At 70.6% G+C, this 18,561-nt stretch carries 16 protein-coding genes and 1 riboswitch; of the genes, 7 read left to right on the forward strand and 9 right to left on the reverse strand.

Annotation, left to right across the window (positions count from 1 at the left end; genetic code table 11):
- The first annotated feature begins 26 nt into the window (after nucleotides 1-26).
- From AQI94_RS11405 to AQI94_RS11415, 3 genes are all read left to right on the forward strand, one after another.
- The gene (locus tag AQI94_RS11405) at nucleotides 27-518 is read left to right on the forward strand and encodes a DUF6668 family protein (protein ID WP_031053879.1); all 492 of its coding nucleotides are present in this window, start codon (nucleotides 27-29) and stop codon (nucleotides 516-518) included.
- A complete protein-coding gene (locus AQI94_RS11410) occupies nucleotides 515-1,765 on the forward strand; it encodes an amidase (protein ID WP_062229709.1) in 1,251 nt (416 codons plus the stop codon). The genes AQI94_RS11405 and AQI94_RS11410 overlap by 4 nt, the downstream gene beginning before the upstream one ends.
- An 82-nt stretch (nucleotides 1,766-1,847) precedes the next feature.
- A complete protein-coding gene (locus tag AQI94_RS11415) occupies nucleotides 1,848-2,438 on the forward strand; it encodes a flavodoxin family protein (protein ID WP_031056918.1) in 591 nt (196 codons plus the stop codon).
- Here AQI94_RS11415 and AQI94_RS11420 read toward each other — a convergent pair.
- The 4 genes from AQI94_RS11420 to AQI94_RS11435 all read right to left on the reverse strand — a co-directional run bounded on the left by AQI94_RS11420 (nucleotide 2,428) and on the right by AQI94_RS11435 (nucleotide 6,851).
- Complete coding sequence (locus tag AQI94_RS11420) at nucleotides 2,428-3,345, reverse strand: ABC transporter permease (RefSeq protein ID WP_031056917.1); 918 nt, start codon at nucleotides 3,343-3,345, stop codon at nucleotides 2,428-2,430. The two genes, AQI94_RS11415 and AQI94_RS11420, sit on opposite strands and share 11 nt — an antisense overlap.
- A complete protein-coding gene (locus AQI94_RS11425; RefSeq protein ID WP_031056915.1) occupies nucleotides 3,332-4,336 on the reverse strand; it encodes an ABC transporter ATP-binding protein in 1,005 nt (334 codons plus the stop codon). The genes AQI94_RS11420 and AQI94_RS11425 overlap by 14 nt, the downstream gene beginning before the upstream one ends.
- Nucleotides 4,337-4,368: 32 nt before the next feature.
- Nucleotides 4,369-5,604, reverse strand: a complete 1,236-nt coding sequence (locus tag AQI94_RS11430; protein ID WP_031056913.1) for a LolA family protein — start codon at nucleotides 5,602-5,604, stop codon at nucleotides 4,369-4,371.
- Between the two features lie 236 nt (nucleotides 5,605-5,840).
- Nucleotides 5,841-6,851 (reverse strand): polyprenyl synthetase family protein, encoded by a 1,011-nt coding sequence (locus AQI94_RS11435; RefSeq protein ID WP_031056910.1) that lies wholly within the window; start codon nucleotides 6,849-6,851, stop codon nucleotides 5,841-5,843.
- Between the two features lie 309 nt (nucleotides 6,852-7,160).
- On the opposite strand from AQI94_RS11435, the gene AQI94_RS11440 reads away from it, so the two are divergent.
- Entirely contained in the window at nucleotides 7,161-9,179 is a 2,019-nt protein-coding gene (locus tag AQI94_RS11440; protein ID WP_031056908.1) for a CocE/NonD family hydrolase, read from the forward strand.
- A gap of 271 nt (nucleotides 9,180-9,450) precedes the next feature.
- A riboswitch (cyclic di-AMP (ydaO/yuaA leader) is annotated at nucleotides 9,451-9,625 on the forward strand.
- 3 nt (nucleotides 9,626-9,628) lie between these two features.
- A complete protein-coding gene (locus AQI94_RS11445) occupies nucleotides 9,629-10,111 on the forward strand; it encodes a transglycosylase SLT domain-containing protein (protein WP_031056904.1) in 483 nt (160 codons plus the stop codon).
- Between the two features lie 3 nt (nucleotides 10,112-10,114).
- Here AQI94_RS11445 and AQI94_RS11450 read toward each other — a convergent pair whose 3' ends face one another.
- From AQI94_RS11450 to AQI94_RS11470, 5 genes are all read right to left on the reverse strand, one after another.
- The gene (locus AQI94_RS11450) at nucleotides 10,115-10,927 is read right to left on the reverse strand and encodes an HAD family hydrolase (RefSeq protein ID WP_031056901.1); all 813 of its coding nucleotides are present in this window, start codon (nucleotides 10,925-10,927) and stop codon (nucleotides 10,115-10,117) included.
- A 661-nt stretch (nucleotides 10,928-11,588) separates the two neighbouring features.
- On the reverse strand, nucleotides 11,589-12,617 hold the full coding sequence (locus tag AQI94_RS11455; protein ID WP_031056897.1) for a LacI family DNA-binding transcriptional regulator: 1,029 nt from the start codon (nucleotides 12,615-12,617) through the stop codon (nucleotides 11,589-11,591).
- 41 nt (nucleotides 12,618-12,658) lie between these two features.
- Nucleotides 12,659-13,528: a carbohydrate ABC transporter permease gene (locus AQI94_RS11460; protein ID WP_031056894.1), complete on the reverse strand. Its 870-nt coding sequence runs from the start codon at nucleotides 13,526-13,528 to the stop codon at nucleotides 12,659-12,661.
- Nucleotides 13,525-14,520 carry a carbohydrate ABC transporter permease gene (locus tag AQI94_RS11465; protein ID WP_031056892.1) on the reverse strand — a complete coding sequence of 332 codons (996 nt, stop codon included), beginning with the start codon at nucleotides 14,518-14,520 and terminating at the stop codon, nucleotides 13,525-13,527. Before AQI94_RS11465 ends, AQI94_RS11460 begins: the two co-directional genes overlap by 4 nt.
- A complete protein-coding gene (locus AQI94_RS11470) occupies nucleotides 14,517-15,854 on the reverse strand; it encodes an ABC transporter substrate-binding protein (protein ID WP_031056889.1) in 1,338 nt (445 codons plus the stop codon). The genes AQI94_RS11465 and AQI94_RS11470 overlap by 4 nt, the downstream gene beginning before the upstream one ends.
- Nucleotides 15,855-16,571: 717 nt before the next feature.
- On the opposite strand from AQI94_RS11470, the gene AQI94_RS11475 reads away from it, so the two are divergent.
- Complete coding sequence (locus AQI94_RS11475; protein WP_031056886.1) at nucleotides 16,572-17,795, forward strand: RNA-guided endonuclease InsQ/TnpB family protein; 1,224 nt, start codon at nucleotides 16,572-16,574, stop codon at nucleotides 17,793-17,795.
- A gap of 360 nt (nucleotides 17,796-18,155) precedes the next feature.
- Entirely contained in the window at nucleotides 18,156-18,560 is a 405-nt protein-coding gene (locus AQI94_RS11480) for a hypothetical protein (RefSeq protein WP_031056883.1), read from the forward strand.
- The last annotated feature ends 1 nt before the right edge of the window (nucleotide 18,561 follow it).

The following is an 18,561-nucleotide window of genomic DNA, read 5'->3' on the forward strand; positions in this document are numbered from 1 at the left end:
TGGGATGACAGGGTCGGAGCGCGGGCATGCGCACCGACGTGCGGCGAGAGGCGGAGAGCGTGCAGCAGGGGCCGGAGATCTGGATCCGCGGGCCGGTGGCCCCGACCGGGAGGCGGTTCGCGTGGGTCGGCACGCACGGCGGCGCCGGCGTCTCCACTCTGGCCGCCGTCTACGGCGGTCACGACAGCGGACGCGACTGGCCCGGACCCGGCGCCCCCGCCTCCGTCCTGCTCGTCGCCCGTACGCACGCCGCCGGACTGCTCGCCGCCCGGCGCACCCTGGAGCTCTTCCGGCGCGGGGAGCACCCGCCGGGGCTCGACCTGGACGCCGTCGTGCTGGTCGCGGACGCCCCCGGCCGGCTCCCGCGCCCGCTCGCCCGGCAGGTCAAGGAGATCGAGTCCACGGTCGACGTGTACCGGGTGCCCTGGGTCGCCGCATGGCGGCTGGGCGACCTGGGCTCGGCCCCGCCTCGCGGAACCGAGGCACTCGTACGGCTCACCAGAGCCTCCGCTCCATGACGGTGAGCGCCTCCCTCTCCGCCGTGGACCTGGCTTCGGCGGTGCGTTCGCGCTCGCTGCGGGCCGTCGACGCCGTCGCCTGTGCCCTGGAGCGGATCCGGCGCCTGGATCCCGAGCTGTGCGCCTTCGCCGAGGTGTGGGAGGAGGAGGCGCTGCGCCGGGCACGCGAGATCGATCTCCGCGTCCGGGCGGGTGAGCGGCCGCCGCTCGCCGGGGTGCCGATCGGGGTGAAGGGGCGGCACGGGCTGCGCGGTGCGGCACCGCTCCTTGCGGCCGGGTGCGTACCCGTCGGCGCGACCTCCGTGCCCGGTCCCGGAACTCCCTGGCAGACCTGGGGGCTCGGCGCCCACGGCCGTACCGTCAACCCCTATCGCGCCGACCGCACCCCGGGCGGTTCCTCGGCGGGCTCCGCGGCCGCGGTGGCCGCGGGGCTCGTCCCGATGGCGACGGGCAGCGACGGGGCGGGGTCGGTACGGATCCCGGCGGCGTGGTGCGGTGTGATCGGCCTCAAGACCACGAACTCCGGCCACGGGGGCAGCGGCGCCGACCGTGTCCCTGCCGGCAGGGGCCTGACCGCTCCCGGCATCCTCGTCCGTCACGCCTGCGACGCGGCCGCCTACTGGCAGGCGGTCTGCGGCGCAGGGGGCGAGGACGAGGACGAGGAAGAAGTCGGCGGAAGCGGAAGCGGCAGTGACGGTGAGGGTGAGGGAGACGTACGCCGTGGCCTCGCGCCGTCCCCCGGTCTCCCCCTCGCCTCCCTCCCCGTCCCCGCCCTCTGGTCCTCCGATCTCGGCTACGCCGACCCCGACCCCGGGATCGTCCGGATCGCCCGCGCGGCAATGGGGCGGCTGGCCGACGCCGGTGTCGTACGGCCGGGTCGGCCCCACAACCCGCCGCGTCTGCACGACCCGGCCCCCGCCTGGCTCGCCCTGCGCACGCCGGGGGCCGATCCGCGGGACGCCGACCGGATCCGGGCCGCCAACGACCGTCTCCTCGACGAGCTCTTCGCCGCCACCGACCTGCTGCTGACGCCTACGACCCCGTATCCGCCGCATGGTCACGAAGGTCCGGGTGAGCGCTACTCCACCGCTCTCACCTGGGCCTTCAACCTCAGCGGACACCCGGCGCTCAGCCTCCCGGCGGGCCTTGGCCCCGACGGCTGCCCGGTGGGGCTCCAGCTCGTGGCCCGGCACGGCGGCGAGGCGCTGCTGCTGGAGGTCGCGCGAGCGGCACAGGCGTACGGCTGAGGCGTCCCCTGGACACTTACTTGCGTACGCATATAATGCATGTGCGAGTATCTACCGTACGCCGATCAGCCGGGAGCTCTCCATGTCACGTCGTTTCCTCTTCGTGCTCGGCAGCAGCCGCAGCGAAGGCAACACCGAACTGCTGGCCCGCCGGGCCGCCGAGCAGCTGCCCCCGGATGTCGAGCAGCAGTGGATCGACCTCGCGGAGCATCCGCTGCCCGACTTCGAGGACCTCCGTCACGACACGGACCACGTACGTCCGACGATCGGCCACACGGCCCTGCTCTTCGACGCGACGCTCGCGGCGACGGACATCGTGATCGCCTCCCCGCTGTACTGGTACTCGGTCTCCGCGCACGTCAAGCGCTACCTCGACCACTGGTCGGGCTGGCTGCGCACGCCGGGCGTCGAGTTCAAGGCGACCATGGCGGGGCGCACGCTGTGGGGTGTCACCGCGCTGGCGCACGAGGAGTTCGAGGTCGCCGCCCCGCTGATCGGCACCCTGAACAACTCGGCCGCGTACCTGGGGATGCGCTTCGGCGGGGTGCTCCTGGGTAACGGCAGCAAGCCCGGTGACGTCCTGCGGGACACCGACGCCCTGGCCCGGGCGAAGACCTTCTTCGACCAGGAGGCCCCGCTCGCGCGGTTCCCCTACGAGCAGGTCACGCCGTGATGTCCTTCGCGGTGAACCTCGCCCACGCCGCGGAGCCGAACACCGCCGCGTACAGCGCCTGCAGGCCGAGGTTCTTCACGAGGTCGTCCCAGTAGACCGGCTCGCGCATGAGGTCGGCGAAGGACAGCCAGTAGTGGGAGAAGAAGTACGGCTGGAGCGCGTGCAGTTGGGGGATCTGGTCGAGGATCTGAACCGTGATGAGCAGGCCGACCGTCGTGGCCATCGCCGCGATGCCGCTGTTCGTGAGCGTCGAGACGAACAGGCCCAGGGCCGCCACGCCGGTCAGTGACGCGGCCACCACCAGGGCGATCAGCAGGGCTCTGCCCAGCCCCTCCGTGAAGGTGATCTGGGTGCCGGAGATCGTCGTCAGGTCGCCGAGCGGGAAGAGGACGGCCCCCACCGTGAGCGCCGACAGGGCGACCACCAGCGTGGCGACCAGGCAGAACGTCATGACCGTCGCGTACTTGGTCAGGAGCAGCCGGGTGCGGCCCGCCGGGGCGACCAGGAGATAGCGCAGCGTGCCGGCGTTGGCCTCGCCCGCGATCGCGTCGCCCGCGACGACACCGATGGACATCGGGAGGAAGAACGGGAGGGTCGCGGCGAGGGCGGTGAAGACCAGGAAGAGGCCGTTGTTGGTGATCTGGGAGATGAAAGCGGGTCCGCCGCCACCGCCACCGCCACCGGTCGAGGAGCCGTCGCTGGTCTCGATCTTGACCGCGATGCCCACGAGGATCGGGACCGCCGCGAGTACGGCGAGCAGGGCCAGGGTGCGCCAGCGGCGGAACGTGGTGTGGAGTTCGTTGCGGAAGAGGGTGGCCCGGAAGGTCGTACGGCGGCTGCGGGCCGTCCGTGGCTGGTCGCGCCGTTCCTCGCGCCCCTGAAAAGCGATCTCCTCAGCCTGCGACATCGAAGCCCTCCCCCGTCAGCGCCACGAAGGCGTCCTCCAGAGAGGCCCTTTCCACCGCGAAGCCGCGCACCCGCACCCCCGCCGTCACCAACGCCGCGTTGATGTCGGACAGTTCACCGTCGGGCGGGTCGGAGGTGACCCGGTCCTCCGCGATGACCACGTCACCGACGCCCTGTTCCTTGAGCACCCTCGCCGTCTCCGCCGTGTCCGGCGTCGTCACCACCAGCCTCCCCCGCGCCCCCGCCGCCAGGTCCGCCACCGAGCCCTGGGTGATCAGGCGGCCCCGGGCCATCACCCCCGCGTGGGTGCAGACCTGTTCGATCTCGTCGAGGAGGTGGGAGGAGAGGAAGACGGTCGTGCCGTCCGAGGCCAGCTCCCGCACCAGGGAGCGGATCTCGCGCATGCCCTGCGGGTCGAGGCCGTTGGTCGGTTCGTCCAGGACCAGGAGGCTGCGGGGCTGGAGGAGGGCCGCGGCCAGGCCGAGGCGCTGTTTCATGCCCAGCGAGTACGCCTTCGCCTTCTTTCCGGCGGCGGCCGCCAGGCCCACCCGGTCCAGAGCGGCCGCCACGCGCGTGGTCCGGGTGCGCGGGTCGGCGGTCGGGTCCGCGGCGTCGTAGCGGACGAGGTTGTCGCGACCGGAGAGGAAGCCGTACAGGGCCGGGCCCTCGATGAGCGCGCCGACCTGCGGGAGGACGTCCCGGGAGGCGCGCGGCATGGGCCGGCCCAGGACGCGCGCGGTGCCGGAGGTCGGTTCGATGAGGCCCATCAGCATGCGGATGGTGGTGGTCTTGCCGGAGCCGTTCGGGCCTAGGAAGCCGAAGACGCTGCCCGCCGGGACGGTCAGGTCGAGACCGTCCACGGCGAGCTGTCCGCCGCGGTAGCGCTTGGTGAGGCCGCGGGTGCGGATGACGCTCCGGTCCCCGCCCGCGTCACCGCCTGCGCCGTCGTCGGACCCCTCCGGGTCCGGCTCCGTGGCGGACGGCTGGTCCATCGGCTCCCTCGATTCGTCGTGCCCGCTCGGGACTACTTCGCCGCGTCGGCCGCCTTCACCAGCGCGTCCTGGGTGACCGCGCCGACGTAGACCTTGCCGTCGTCGGTGATCAGCGCGTTGATCAGGCGCGTCTTGAAGACGGTGCCCTTGCCGAAGTCGCCGGAGACCTTGTCGCCGAGCGAGTCCAGGAAGCCGCCGACGTCACCGCCGGCCTCGGAGCCGGACGGGACGCCCTGGCCGCCGGTGTCGAAGGTGGCGATGGAGTCCCAGCCGTCCCCGATGACGTTCAGCCCCTCGGGGCCGTTCTTGCCGTGGTCGGCGGAACCCTTGTCCAGGTCCTTGCGCTGCTCCTTGCCGAAGCCCTCGGAGTGTCCGGACGCCTTCGGCGCGTCCCCCTCCTCGACCTTCGCGCCCTTCGGCGGGGTGAAGTCGAAGGTGGAGGCGGCCGGCTTGGCGAAGCTGACCTGGGTGAAGCCCGCGTCCACGACGGCCGCGCCGCCGCTCGCCGGTGTCAGCGTGAACTTCAGCGGCAGACCGGTCTTCGCGTCCACGGCCACGGTGATCTGACCGACCGTGGAGCCCTCGTCCTTGGGCTTGACGACCAGGCGGTAGGCGTCCCGGCCCGCGACCTGCGCGGTGCCCTCCACCGTCACCGACGTGGTCTTGTCGGCGGCCTTGAGGGCCTCCTCGGCGAGGTCCTTGGGCGTGGCCGGGAGCTCTTCCTTCTGCTTCCCGTCGCTCTCGGAGGCCGTGGTGTGGAAGACCGAGTTGGACTCGCTGTCGTAGCCCCAGACGTCCTTGCCGTTGTGGATGAGGCTGTATTCGGCGGCGTTCTCCAGCAGCGAGACCTTCTGGCGGTTCTCGCCGTCGGCCGCCACGCGCAGGGTGTGCGTGCCGGAGGCGAGTTCGGTGAGCTTGGTGGTCGGGTCGGCGGACGAGTCGCCCGATCCGGAGGGCCCGGCGGCGGAGCCGAGCGAGTTCTCCAGGCCGCCGAGGTCCGGCAGACCCAGATCCGTGGTGATCTTCACGGTGCCGGACAGCTGCTGTACGTCCGAGGCGGCGATCTTCTCGATGAGTTCCTGTGCGCTGATCTTCGGCAGGTCGGGGTCGCCGGAGTCGGCGAGCGCCGGGACGAGCCCGATGGTCGCCGCCGCGATCCCCACCACCGTGGCCGGCACGACGTACCGCGCGGCCTTGCGCCGGCGCGCGGAACGCAGCTCCTCGGCGTCCGCGGCGGTCACGCTGTCGTCGGATTCGTACGGTGCCATGTGTGCCTTACCTCCGTCGTCGGCGGCGGCTGTCAACTCCCGTGCGTCCACCTGTAGCCGCCATTCTCACCCGAATCGGTGAGGAGTGGTGTTTTCCGTGATGTCCATCTGACCAAATCGGCCATGAGCATGCGTCAGCCCTCGGGGCCAACTCCTTGTACACCTGGGGTATGACACGACATGCCGACGCCCCCTACGACCCGTAGGGGGCGTCACTGCCAGGGACGACCGGTTCGCTAACCCGCCCGGTGGACCACCGCGTCGCACAGCTCCATCAGGGCCGCCCTCGCGTCGCACTCCCGCAGCGGGGCGAGGGCCGCGCGCGCGTCCTCCGCGTAGCGCACGGTGTCCCGGCGGGCCTGCTCCAGCGCGGGGTGCGTGCGCAGGGCCGCCAGGGCCTCCGCGTGCCGGGCGTCGTCGGTGAGGTCGGAGTCGAGCAGCTCGCACAGGGCGATGTCCTCGGCCAGGCCGAGCCGGGCGGCGCGCTCCCGCAGCCGCAGGACCGGCATGGTGGGGATGCCCTCGCGCAGGTCCGTGCCCGGCGTCTTGCCGGACTCGTGGGAGTCGGAGGCGATGTCCAGGACGTCGTCGGCGAGCTGGAAGGCGACGCCGAGGCGCTCGCCGTACTGGGTCAGGACGTCCACGACCCGCTCGTCGGCACCGGACATCATCGCCCCGAAGCGGCACGAGACGGCGACCAGCGAGCCCGTCTTGCCGCCGAGCACGTCGAGGTAGTGCTCGACCGGGTCGCGGCCGTCCTGCGGGCCGGCCGTCTCCAGGATCTGGCCGGTGACCAGGCGCTCGAACGCCTCGGACTGCACCCGGACGGCCTCGGGCCCGAGGTCGGCCAGGATGTGCGAGGCCCGTGCGAACAGGAAGTCGCCGGTCAGCACGGCCACCGAATTGCCCCAGCGGGTGTTGGCGCTGTCGACGCCCCGCCGGACCTCGGCCTCGTCCATGACGTCGTCGTGGTACAGCGTCGCGAGGTGGGTCAGCTCCACCACCACGGCCGACGGCACCACGCCCGGCGCATAGGGGTCGCCGAACTGGGCGGCGAGCATCACGAGCAACGGCCGGAAGCGCTTTCCGCCCGCCCGCACCAGGTGCTGGGCGGCCTCCGTGATGAAGGGGACCTCACTCTTGGTGGCTTCGAGCAGTCCCTCCTCGACGGCCGTCATTCCGGCCTGGACATCGGCTTCCAGAGCCTGGTCCCGCACGCTCAGCCCGAACGGCCCGACGACGGTCACGAGGGGTCTCCTGTCTGCTGGTGTCCACTGGCGGTCACGCGGAATGTCGATAGGTCGCTGCTACCACTCAAGTCAGCGTATCCGGTCACCTTTGGATCACCGATAGCGCCCGCCCCGTCCATGCCAGGCGGTATCGGATCACGACCGGTATGTTTTTGATCACCTGAAAAGGATGGATATCTATCGACTTGTAGGGAAGTACCCGCCAGTGTCCGCATCCGCGGTCGGTCTCGCGCCGGGAGCGCTTCCCGGGCATGTCGGCCACCGGCAGGTCTGTCCCGGTGCACCGAGACCGACGGGACCCCACCGATGCGCATCCGTACGTCCTTCCCCCACGAGACGACCCACGACGACGTCCGCATTCCGCTGTCGGACGGCACGCTCCTGTACGCACGCGTGTGGCGACCCCTCACTCACGAACCGGTACCCGCGATCCTCGAATACCTGCCGTACCGCCTCACCGACTGGACCGCGCCCCGCGACTGGCAGCGCCACCCCTGGTACGCGGGCCACGGCTACGCCTCGGTCCGGGTCGACGTGCGCGGGCACGGCAACAGCGAGGGTCTGCCGGGCGACGCGTGCTCGGCGACCGAGCTCGCCGACGGGGTCGAGGTCGTCGACTGGCTGGCCGCGCAGCCCTGGTGCGACGGCCGGGTCGGCATGTTCGGCATCTCCTGGGGCGGCTTCGACTCCCTCCGGATCGCGGCCCTGGCGCCCGAGCCGCTCAAGGCGGTCGTCACCGTCTGCTCCACCGACGACCGCTACGACAACGACGTGCACTACCTGGGAGGTTCCGTCCTCGCGGTGGACATGCACGCGTGGGCGGCGACGATGCTCGCCTTCGTCTCCCGGCCGCCGGACCCCCGCCACGTCGGCGACGCCTGGCGGCGGATGTGGCTCGCCCGCCTGGACGCGGTCGAACCGCTCGTCCACACCTGGCTCGGCCACCAGACCCGCGACGCGTACTGGCGCCACGGAAGCGTCCGCGAGGACCCCGAAGCGATCGGCGCGGCCGTCCTCGCGGTCGGCGGCTGGCACGACCCGTACCGCGACACGGTCCTGCGGCTCGTCGAGCACCTGCCGGCCGACCGGGTACGGGGGATCGTCGGCCCCTGGTGCCACCAGTACCCGGACCGCGGCCTGCCGCCCGGCCCGGCCATCGGCTTTCTGCAGGAGACCCTGCGCTGGTGGGACCAGCACCTCAAGGGGGTCGACACCGGCGTCATGCGCGAACCCCTCCTGAGGGCCTACATCGGCGACTCCCACCCCCCGGCCACGGTCCACGACACCCTGCCCGGCCGCTGGGTCGGCGAGCCGGCCTGGCCCTCCCCGCACGTGACGACGGTGGTGTACGGCCTTCAGGGCGCCCCCGTGCTGGTCCGTTCCCCGCAGCACACGGGCGTGGACGCCGGCCGCTTCGTGCCCCTCGGGAACGACGCCGACCTGCCGCCGGACCAGCGGGAGGAGGACGCCCGTTCGGCCTGTTTCGAGTTCGCGGTGGGCGAGGAGACCTGGGTCCTGGGGCGGCCGCGGGTGCGGCTCAGAGTGACCTCGGAGGTCGCGCGCGGGCAGGTCGTCGCGCGGCTCTGCGATGTCGCGCCGGACGGGTCGTCGACGCTCGTCACCCGGGGCGTGCTGAACCTCTCGGCCCGTCACGGACGGGACCGGGCGGTGCCCTGGGAGCCGGGGGCCACACGGGAGGTGGCCGTCGAGCTGAACGGCATCGGGCACGCCTTCCCGCCCGGCCACCGCATCCGGCTCGCCGTCTCCTCCGCGTACTGGCCGTGGATCTGGCCGCAGCCCGGTTCGCAGGCCGGATTCACCCTGGAGCCGGCGGGCAGCTTCCTCGAACTGCCGGTCCGCGCGCGTGAAGTGGACCCGGCCATCGCCTTCGAGGAGCCGGAGCAGTCCGGGCCGCTCGGGGTCTCCCACGGCGTAGCCGCGGACGGATGGAGCCCCGCCACCCTGGACGAACCCCGCCCCGGGCGCCTGGTCGTCCGTGACGTGGCCAAGGGCGAGTGGCGTCTGGAGGTCGACCCCGGGTACAGCGGCACGCGCGTGTACCCCGACGGCCTGGAGTCCACCGAGGACGCGCTGGAGACGTACACGATCGACGAACGGGACCCCCTGTCCGCCCGCACCCGCTCGGACCGGACGATCCGGCTGCACCGCCCCGAGCTCGCCTGGGACACCACCGTCCGCACCCGCTCGGAGATCACCTGCGACGGGACGGACTTCCACACCCTGGACGAGGTCGTCTGCACCGCGGGCGGCGAGGTGGTCTTCCACCGCACGTGGGAGAAGCGGATCCCACGGACGGCCGGTTGAACCACAGTTGGGCCTCTCTGACCGTTTTACACCTCTTGCGCTCGACTGTGACTTGACCCACTCGGGCGCACGGATCGGCCGACATCCGGAATCCTTCGATCCGCCTTTCCCCGTGCCCAAGTTGAGGCTTGGCGAACGCAAAGGATCAAGCGCCTCAAATGCCCCTTACCAAGGTCAATAGGCATCGCATGTGAATTCGCCACTTGTTCCGGACATGTGCTCTCGCATACGTTCCCGGCCTGTCGGGCGGACGCCGAATCCTGCCACCACCCGACAACACCCACCTAGAACCACGGCAGGAGCGGGGGAACCAGGTAAGTCGCCGTAACGGTCGTCTGCGGACATACCGGTACGGCTCGGGGTGAAGTCATGCCTTTCGCAGGCGTGGCCGGGCAGCTCCCGCCCGAACCCGACAGCTCACCTCGCAGGCGACGGAGAGGAACTTCGCCATGCCCGCTGCCGCTCAGCACCGCCGTACCCGTACCAGCCGTCTCGCCCGCAAGCTCGCCGTCGCCGGCACCGGTGTCGCCGTCCTCGCGCTGCCGCTCATCGGCGCGACCAGCGCGTCCGCGGCCACCCCGACCGTGCAGACCGCGACCACGCTCGGCTACTCCAACACCCTCGACGGCTGGATCCGGGCCTCCCTCGCCGTCATGGCGGAGCACGGCATCCCCGGCTCCTACGACGGCATCTACCGCAACGTCATCCGCGAGTCGTCCGGCAACCCCTACGCCATCAACCTCTGGGACTCCAACGCGGCCGCCGGCACGCCCTCCAAGGGTCTGCTCCAGGTGATCGACCCGACCTTCAACGCGTACCACGTGGCCAACACCTCGTGGGACCCGTACGACCCGGTGGCCAACATCACCGCGGCCTGCAACTACGCCGCCCAGCGGTACGGGTCCATCGACAACGTGTTCGGCGCGTACTAGGAACTACGCCCGCGGGAAGAGTCTTTCGAGGACGACGGCGATGCCGTCGTCCTCGTTCGACAGGGTCACCTCGTCGGCCACGGCCTTGAGTTCGGGGTGGGCGTTGGCCATCGCCACGCCGCGGGCCGCCCAGTCGAACATGGGGATGTCGTTGGGCATGTCCCCGAAGGCGATCGTCACCTCGGGGCCGAGTCCCAGGTGGTCGGCGGCCAGCGCGAGACCCGTCGCCTTGGTGATGCCGCATGGCTGGAGTTCGACGGTCCCGGGTCCCGACATGGTGACCGTGGCCAGCGAGCCCACCACCGAGCGCGCCGTGACCGCCAACTCGTCGTCTGACAGGTAGGGGTGGCGCAGCAGCACCTTGCTGATCGGCTCGCACCACAGGTCGTCGCGCCGGCCGACCCGCACGGCGGGCAGCGTCGGGTGGGGCATCAGATAGCCGGGCTCGATGAGCGTGAGCCCGTCGACACCGTCCTGGTCCACGGCCGCGTACACCTGCCCGACCTCGGCCTCGATCTTGCCGAGCGCGGTCTCGGCCAGCTCCCGGTCCAGGGTCACCGACCAGAGCAGACGGTCCGCGCCGGCGTCGTACACCTGCGCGCCCTGTCCGCACACCGCGAGCCCCGTACTGCCGAGGTCGTCGAGCAGCGGCCGCACTCTGGGCGCCGGCCGGCCCGTCACGACGAGATGCCGGGCCCCACCCGCGGCCACCAGGGCGAGCGCGGCCAACGACCGGTCGGAGAGGGTGTCGTCGGCCCGCAGCAGCGTTCCGTCCAGGTCAGTGGCGATCAGTGAATATGCGGAAGAGGCGGCCATGATCAGAGAATACGGATGGTTCGCCCCTGCGACTCGACTCGAACCGGACGGCTGCTGCTTTCACATGCGTTGACGACAGTTCCGGTTGCGGGGCACGGCGGGCCGGGGTTGCAGCACCGGTGTACGCCGTGAGTCCGGGCACGACCGGCACGGGCAAGTCCGGGGCGACCGCGTCCCGCTGGCGTGGCGGGCCGGGGCTGCACCACCGGGTGTGCGCCCTGCTCACGGCCGGGGCTGGCCAGTCCCGCGGGGCCGCATCCCGCTGACACGGCGACCGGGGCTGCACCGCCCGGTGCGCCCAGCAACCCGGCCGCGCCGGTGCGGGCAAGTCCGGGGCGCCTCCGTCACGCTGGCGTGGCGGGCCGGGGCTGCACCATCGGGCGTGCGCCGTGCGGCCGGGCACGGCCGGTGCAGGCAAGTCCGGGGCGACTACGTCCCGTTGGCGCGCCGGCCCGGGGCTGGACCGCCCGGTGCACGCCGGCAACCCGACACGGCCGGCGCGGGCAAACCCGGCACGACTGCGTCCCGCTGACACGGCTGCCCAGGACTGCACCACCGGGTGCACGCCAGCAACCCGACACGGCCGGTACCGGCAAGTCCCGGGCGGAACGGCTGTGGGCTGATCGCGGGCACCGGCGTGCGGTGACCCGGTCGCGGAGCGTTACGCCGAGTCCCGTACCACCAGTTCCGTCGGGAGGATCACTCCGGCCGTGTCCTCGCCCGCGATCTGGGCGAGGAGCATGCGGACCATCTCGGCGCTGATGCGGTCGAAGGGCTGGCGCATGGTGGTGAGGGCGGGTGCGATGGCGGTGGCCGCCGGGGAGTCGTCGAAGCCGCCGACGGCGATGTCGTCCGGGACCGAACGCCCCGCCTGCTGCAGGACGCCCACCACCCCGAGGGCCATGAGGTCCGAGGCGACGAACACCGCGTCCATGTCCGGGGCCTGGGCCAGCAGACGGCGGGCCGCCCGTTCGCCGCCGCTGCGCCGGAAGTCGCCCTCGACGACGAGCGCCGGGTCGTAGGGCAGGCCCGCCTCGGCGAGCATGTCCCGGTAACCGGCCAGCCGGTCGGGGCCGCCCGGCATGTCCAGCGGCCCGGTGACCATGCCGACGCGACGGCGGCCGCCGTCGAGGAGATGGCGGACCATGTCCTGCGCGCCCTCCCGGTCGGCGGCGGCCACGTAACTCACCTTGGTGCCCCGCCCTATCGGCTTGCCGCAGACCACCAACGGGATGCCCGCGTCGTGCAGTTCGGCCGCGACCGGGTCACCGCTGTGGTTGGAGAGCAGCAGCACCCCGTCGACGTGCCCCGAGGTGATGTACCGGGTCAGCCGGCGCCGGTCGTCGTCGCTCTCGGCCAGCATCAGCAGCAGCGGGATGTCGTGCTGGGCGAGCCGCTCGGTGCAACCCCGCAGCAGGATGTTGAAGTTGGGGTCCTCGAAGAACTTCTCCTGCGGCTCGGTCAGCAGGAACGCCACCGAGTCCGAACGGCCTGTGCTCAGGCTGCGCGCGTGCCGGTTGACCACGTACCCGGTCTTCTTGATGGCGGCCTCCACGGACCGCCGGGCGGCGGGCGAGACGTAGTGGCCGCCGTTCAGGAAGCGGGAGACGGTGCCTCGCGAAACACCCGCCTCCCGGGCCACGTCGTGGATGGTCGGTGGCTTGCGGCGTCCGTTCGCGCTGGTGGTCATGTTCCTCGTTCGGAGACGTTCGTGAAGGGGAGCCCGGGGCCTCAGGCCTTGACCGAGCCGCTCATCAGGTCCAGGGACCAGAACCGCTGGATCACCAGGAAGAGCCCGATCAGCGGGACGATCGCCAGCAGACACCCGGTGATGACCAGGGTGTACAGGGCCGGCTGCGAGGCGCCCTGGGCGAGCAGCGTGTACAGGCCGAGAGTGATCGGGAACTTCTCGTCGTCGGCCAGCATGACGTAGGGCAGCAGGAAGTTGTTCCAGATGCCGACGAACTGGAAGAGGAACACCGTGATCAGCCCGGGCATCATCATCGGTACGGCGATCCGCGAGAAGATCCGCCACTCGCTCGCGCCGTCCATGCGGGCGGCCTCCATGAGCTCGGCGGGCACGGACGCGGCCGCGTAGATGCGGACCAGGTAGACGCCGTACGGCGAGAGGATCGACGGCAGCAGCATCGACCAGTAGGAGTCGGCCATGCCGAGCTTCGAGAGCAGCAGGTACTGCGGTACGGCGAGCACGATGGACGGCACCAGGACGCCGGCCAGGATCATCTTGAAGATGGCCTCACGGCCGCGGAAGCTGTAGCGGCCGAGCGCGTAGCCGCCGGCGGCGGAGACCGCGGCGGAGAGCAGGGCGCCGAGACCGGCGTAGAAGGCCGAGTTGGCCATCCACCTCCAGAAGATGCCGTCCCGGTAGGCGGTCAGGTCGCTCAGGTTCTGGAGGAAGCCGCTGCCGGGGGCGAAGGTGAAGGTGGAGAAGAGCTCCGACCGGTCCTTGGTCGCCGCGACGACCACCCAGGCGATGGGGATCAGGCAGTACAGCGCGCCGAGGATCAGCACGAGCGTGGGCACCCAGGCGGTGCGGCGCGCCTTCGCGGTGGTGTCGGCGGTGAGGGTGAGGGGGGTCATGCCCGGTCCTCCCGGGTGTAGCGGTCGGAGATGCGCAGCAGGGTGAAGGACAGGACGAACGTGGCCAGGGCCAGGACGACCGCGGTGGCGGAGGCGCCGTAGATGTCGGACTGGAGGAAGGCCCTGTCGTAGATGGCCATCAGGGGGCTCCACGAGCTGGGCAGGCCGTTGGTGAGCGGCTTGAGGGCCATCGGCTCGGTGAAGACCTGGAGGGTGGCGATCACCGAGAAGAAGAAGGTGAGCACCAGGGAGGGCATCACGATCGGGATCTTGATCTTCAGGGCAATGCCCAGGTCGGTCGCGCCGTCGATCCGGGCCGCCTCGTAGATGTCCGGCGGGATCGCCCTGAGGGCGGTGTAGATGACGATCATGTTGAAGCCGGTGCCGCCCCAGACCGCGATGTTCGCGAAGGAGAGGTAGAGGTTGCCGCCGTCGAACAGGTCGGGCTGCGGGAGGCCGAACTTGTCCAGCAGGTAGTAGAAGGGGCTGACGTCCGGCAGGTACAGGAAGCCCCACATCAGGGCGGCGATGATGCCCGGCACCGCGTACGGCAGGAAGATCATCAACCGGGCGAAGGGCGCGCTGCGCGCCTTCGGGGTGTCCAGCATCAGCGCGAACAGCAGCGCGAGGCCGAGCATGGTCGGGATGACGATGAGGCCGTAGCCGAAGGCCCGCAGCACGCTGTGGCCGAACTCGGAGTCCTTCAGGACGTCGGTGTAGTTGCCGAGGCCGTTCCAGACCTGCTGCCGGGCGCCCTTGCCGAGTCCGATCCCCTTGACCTGCACCTTGTGCAGGCTGAGCCAGATCGCGTACCCGATGGGCACCACGGTGAAGGCGGCGAAGAGGGTCAGGGTGGGCACCAGGAACCAGTACGGTGCGCTGCGGCCACGGCGGCGGGGGCGGCTGGGGCGGACGGTCGGGGCGGTGCCGGTGCCGTCCGCCAAGGGCCCGACCTCGGTGAGGTCGGCGCCCTTGAGCGGAGCGCTGGTCATGCCTCGGTCACCTCGAAGCCCTGCTTCTTCATGTCGGCGAAGGTCTTCGACTGCACGGTGGCGAGGGCGGAGTCGAACTGGGTCTCCTTCTTCGCCTTGGTGGCCTTGCCGAAGGCGTCCTGGAAGGTGGTGTAGGCCGTGTTGACGTTGGGGCCCCAGGCCGCGGCGGCGGTGGTCGCGGCTATCTGACCGGCGGTCGTGTAGAAGTCGGCCTGGTTCGAGAAGAACTCCGGCGTGGTCAGGACGTCGCCGGACTGGCCCTTCGTGGCCGCCGGGTAGATCGCGACCTCCTTGACCAGGGCGGCCAGCGCCTCCGGGTCGGTGTTCAGCCAGGTGGCGAACTTGGCGGCGGCCTCGGCGTGCTTGGAGTCGGTGGAGACGCCGGTGGAGGAGCCGCCCCAGCTGCCGGTGACGTTCTCGCCGGACTTCCACTGCGGCAGCGGGGCCATGCGCCACTTGCCCTTGGTGTCGGGCGCGGAGGAGACCAGCACGCCGGGCGCCCAGACGGCCGAGACCCAGGCCAGGTGGGTGCCCTTGTTGAGGGCGTTGTTCCAGGCCGGGGTGTACATCGGCTGGTTGTCGATGACGCCTTCCTGTACCAGGCCGCCCCAGAACTCGGCGACCTGCTTGGTGGCCGCGTCGTCGATGCCGACGGTCCACTTGCCGGCCGAGTCGACGGTCCACCACTTGCCGCCGGCCTGCTGGGAGAGGCCGGCGAACAGACCGGGGTCGTTGGCGGAGAACGTGGTCAAGTAGGCGTCCGGGACGGCCTTCTTGGCGGCGCGGGCGGTCTCGGCGAACTCCGTCCAGGTCTTCGGGACGGTCAGGCCGTGCTTCTTGAAGAGGTCCTCGCGGTAGTAGAACATCAGCGGCCCGGCGTCCTGCGGGATCGCGTAGAGCGCGTCCGTGCCGAGGGTGACCATGCCCCACAGGCCCTCGGCGAACTCGGACTTGGTGCTGCCCGCGTACTTGGTGATGTCGGCCAGGACGTCGTTGGAGACCAGGGTCGGCAGGGACTGGTACTCGACCTGGATGAGGTCGGGGGCGTTGCCGGCCTTCTTCGCGGTGATCAGCTTGGAGACGATCTCGCCGCCGCTGGCCTGCTTGGACACGGTCACCGTGATGTCCGGGTTCTTCTTGTTCCAGATCGCGGCGACCTTCTCCATGTTGGGCGCCCACGACCAGTAGGTCAGCTTGACGGGCCCGCTGCTCGCGCCGGAGTCCTGGTCGTCGGAACCGCCGCAGGCGGCGAGGGTGCCGGTGAGGCCGAGGGCTGCGGCCCCGGCAAGGATGGTGCGCCTGCTGACCTGACGGCGGTTGATCGACATCTTCATCTCCCCTGACGTGGAACCAGCCGGTCTCGAGACGTCGCGCGTTCGCGGCAACCGCCGTGGGGGGAGGTTCTGCGGACGTGACCGAGAGGCTGTGCGCGAGGGCCGCGCGGCTCTGTGATCGTGCACAGTAGAGAATTGTTTCGGCCCCTTGTCAATGGCGGGTGCGTGGGGTTACCTACTTGTTGCCCGCCGATGGCAGGAGTGAGGGGCGCTGTGCACGATCACAGAAAATGAGGGTTTTCTGAGTCGTCAGGTGTTTCGCCCGGCTCCCCTCACCCCGCTCCTCGTCGGCTGTCCGGCCCTCCCCCGGCCGCCGAAGCAACCGCACCGCCGGTGTCGCCGCGACCGTCCGCGAAAGGAGCCCTCCCTGCACAGGCCGTTGTACGGCGCGGCCGCCATGACAGCGCGTTACGGCAGGCCATGCTTGATTGCCAAGACCGCATACCCGTTCGCACTGGAGAGCGAGGATGACGTCGACATCCCGTACGGCCCCTCACAGTTGACCGAGGGCGCGACGGACAGGCAGGGGCGCGGCTACGGCTACCGGGGTTCATTCGCAGCGCTGCGGCGTTCACGCCGAAGGTGAAGCGGATCAGATGGGTGTGACGCGGAGCGTGGTGTGCGTTGCGGCGGAGCCGGACCCTACTCCGGGACGGTGATACTTCGCTCAGACGTTCCCCGAGACGGCGCTTGTTCGGTATCTCTAGTGTGATCGTCATGCAGCTCCGGTACGCCTTCAGGTTGTACCCGGACGCCGGCCAGCGGATCGCGCTGGCGAAGGCGTTCGGGTGTGCCCGCGTGGTGTTCAACGACTGCGTGCGCGCCCGGGAGGACGCGCGGAAGGCGGGCAGGCCATTCCCGAAGGCCGGTGAGCTGTCGAAGACGCTGATCACCCAGGCGAAGCACACGGCGGAACGGGGCTGGCTCGGTGAGGTCTCCGCAGTCGTCCTGCAGCAGTCCCTGCGGGACGCCGAGGCCGCCTACAAGAACTTCTTCGCCTCCCTCAAGGGCACCCGCCAGAGCCCGAAGCTGGGCGCACCCCGGTTCAAGTCCCGCAAGGATGCCCGGCAGTCGATCCGCTTCACCGCCAACGCCCGCTGGAACATCACCGACAGCGGCCGGTTAGACCTGCCGAAGATCGGGGCGGTGAAGGTGAAGTGGTCGCGCGCCCTGCCCGCCGCCCCCACCTCGGTCACCGTTGTCAAGGACAGCGCGGGCAGGTTCTTCGCGTCGTTCGTCATCGACACCGACCCCGCCGCCGATGCGAGCCGTATGCCCGCCACCGACCAGAGCATCGGCATTGACCTCGGCCTCACCCACTTCACCGTCCTGTCCACCGGCGAGAAGATCGACTCCCCCCGGTTCCTGCGCCGGGCGGAGAAGAAGCTGAAGAAGGCCCAGAAGGAACTGTCCCGCAAACAGAAGGGATCGAAGAACCGCGAAAAGGCCCGGCTCAAGCTCGCCCGCGCCCACGCCCAGGTCACCGACGCCCGCCGAGAGTTCCACCACCAGCTCTCCACCCGGCTGATCTCCGAGAACCAAGGGATCGCCGTGGAGAGTCTGTCGGTGGCAGGGCTGGTGCGAACTCGGCTGGCCAAGTCCGTGCACGACGCCGGGTGGTCGCGGTTCGTGGCCATGCTGGAATACAAGGCGCAACGGTACGGACGCACTCTGGTGAAGACCGGCCGGTTCGAGCCGACGAGCCAGGTCTGCTCAACCTGCGGCGTCAAGGACGGACCCAAACCCCTGGCTGTCCGGGAGTGGACCTGCGCCGCTTGCGGCGCGGTCCATGACCGGGACCACAACGCCGCACTCAGCGTCCAACAGGCCGCCGGACTGGCGGCATCGGCCTGCGGAGCGCCGGTAAGACCAGAACCTGTTCTGGCACAGCGCGAGGAAACAGGAAGCCATGGATTCCCGACCGGAAGCCGTGCCGCGTAGCGCACCGCAACCAGCCGTGAAGGCCAAAATCCTCGCCCTTCACTTCAGGACGAGGTGCAAGTCAATGGGAGGGTCTGTGGACCCCACACCCCTCACCCCCGACCTACTTGGCGCGGGCACCGGCTGGGACAGACCAACCCGTCCTGGGGCAACGCGTAGGAGAACCTCGCGCTGTTCGACTTCCTGGACAGGGCGCAGCCGGGGCTGCGGACGCTGGGGCGTTATCGGTCATAGGCCACTGGGTGCTGGGTGTAGTGCGGTACACCCAGCACACGCCGCGCAGCTCCCTCGTGGGCGTGGTCGGGGGGCGGAATCGTGGAGGGCGTCGGATCCCGTCCCGAGAAACGGTTGGCCACAGTCATGCGCCCTCGCAGTAGCCTCGCCCTCGTCACCGCCCTGACCGCGGTCGCCCTCACCGCCGTCCTCGCCACCGGCTGCGACCCGAAGGACGTCGACGGCTCCCTGGACTGCGTGTCCAACGCCGACGCCATCGCGGACAGCGTCAAGGCCATCCACGAGGCCGGCTGGGACGCGGTGAAGGACCCTTCGAAGACCGACGACTCCATCGCCACGATCGACAAGAACATCGACAGGATCAACAAGGTTCAGGACGACTCGGGCGACAGCGAGGTCGACCAGGCCGTCAAGGACCTCGACAAGGCGATCGAGGACTACAACGAATCCATCCTCAACGGGGACATCGCCCCCGACTCCGGCAAGATCGACGCGGCGGCCGCCAGGTTGAAGGACGTCTGCACCTCGTGAG

The organism is Streptomyces pseudovenezuelae (assembly GCF_001513955.1).
In the GTDB taxonomy this organism is placed as follows: Bacteria; Actinomycetota; Actinomycetes; order Streptomycetales; family Streptomycetaceae; genus Streptomyces; species Streptomyces pseudovenezuelae.

What these genes read in the sequence shown, in the direction of transcription:
- AQI94_RS11425 (WP_031056915.1), bottom strand. Translation starts at nt 4,336, where the DNA reads ATGGACCAGCCGTCCGCCACGGAGCCGGACCCGGAGGGGTCCGACGAC.
- AQI94_RS11440 (WP_031056908.1), top strand. Translation starts at nt 7,161, where the DNA reads ATGCGCATCCGTACGTCCTTCCCCCACGAGACGACCCACGACGACGTC.
- AQI94_RS11475 (WP_031056886.1), top strand. Translation starts at nt 16,572, where the DNA reads ATGCAGCTCCGGTACGCCTTCAGGTTGTACCCGGACGCCGGCCAGCGG.
- AQI94_RS11465 (WP_031056892.1), bottom strand. Translation starts at nt 14,520, where the DNA reads ATGACCAGCGCTCCGCTCAAGGGCGCCGACCTCACCGAGGTCGGGCCC.
- AQI94_RS11455 (WP_031056897.1), bottom strand. Translation starts at nt 12,617, where the DNA reads ATGACCACCAGCGCGAACGGACGCCGCAAGCCACCGACCATCCACGAC.
- AQI94_RS11445 (WP_031056904.1), top strand. Translation starts at nt 9,629, where the DNA reads ATGCCCGCTGCCGCTCAGCACCGCCGTACCCGTACCAGCCGTCTCGCC.
- AQI94_RS11410 (WP_062229709.1), top strand. Translation starts at nt 515, where the DNA reads ATGACGGTGAGCGCCTCCCTCTCCGCCGTGGACCTGGCTTCGGCGGTG.
- AQI94_RS11415 (WP_031056918.1), top strand. Translation starts at nt 1,848, where the DNA reads ATGTCACGTCGTTTCCTCTTCGTGCTCGGCAGCAGCCGCAGCGAAGGC.
- AQI94_RS11470 (WP_031056889.1), bottom strand. Translation starts at nt 15,854, where the DNA reads ATGAAGATGTCGATCAACCGCCGTCAGGTCAGCAGGCGCACCATCCTT.
- AQI94_RS11480 (WP_031056883.1), top strand. Translation starts at nt 18,156, where the DNA reads ATGCGCCCTCGCAGTAGCCTCGCCCTCGTCACCGCCCTGACCGCGGTC.
- AQI94_RS11430 (WP_031056913.1), bottom strand. Translation starts at nt 5,604, where the DNA reads ATGGCACCGTACGAATCCGACGACAGCGTGACCGCCGCGGACGCCGAG.
- AQI94_RS11420 (WP_031056917.1), bottom strand. Translation starts at nt 3,345, where the DNA reads ATGTCGCAGGCTGAGGAGATCGCTTTTCAGGGGCGCGAGGAACGGCGC.
- AQI94_RS11460 (WP_031056894.1), bottom strand. Translation starts at nt 13,528, where the DNA reads ATGACCCCCCTCACCCTCACCGCCGACACCACCGCGAAGGCGCGCCGC.
- AQI94_RS11450 (WP_031056901.1), bottom strand. Translation starts at nt 10,927, where the DNA reads ATGGCCGCCTCTTCCGCATATTCACTGATCGCCACTGACCTGGACGGA.
- AQI94_RS11405 (WP_031053879.1), top strand. Translation starts at nt 27, where the DNA reads ATGCGCACCGACGTGCGGCGAGAGGCGGAGAGCGTGCAGCAGGGGCCG.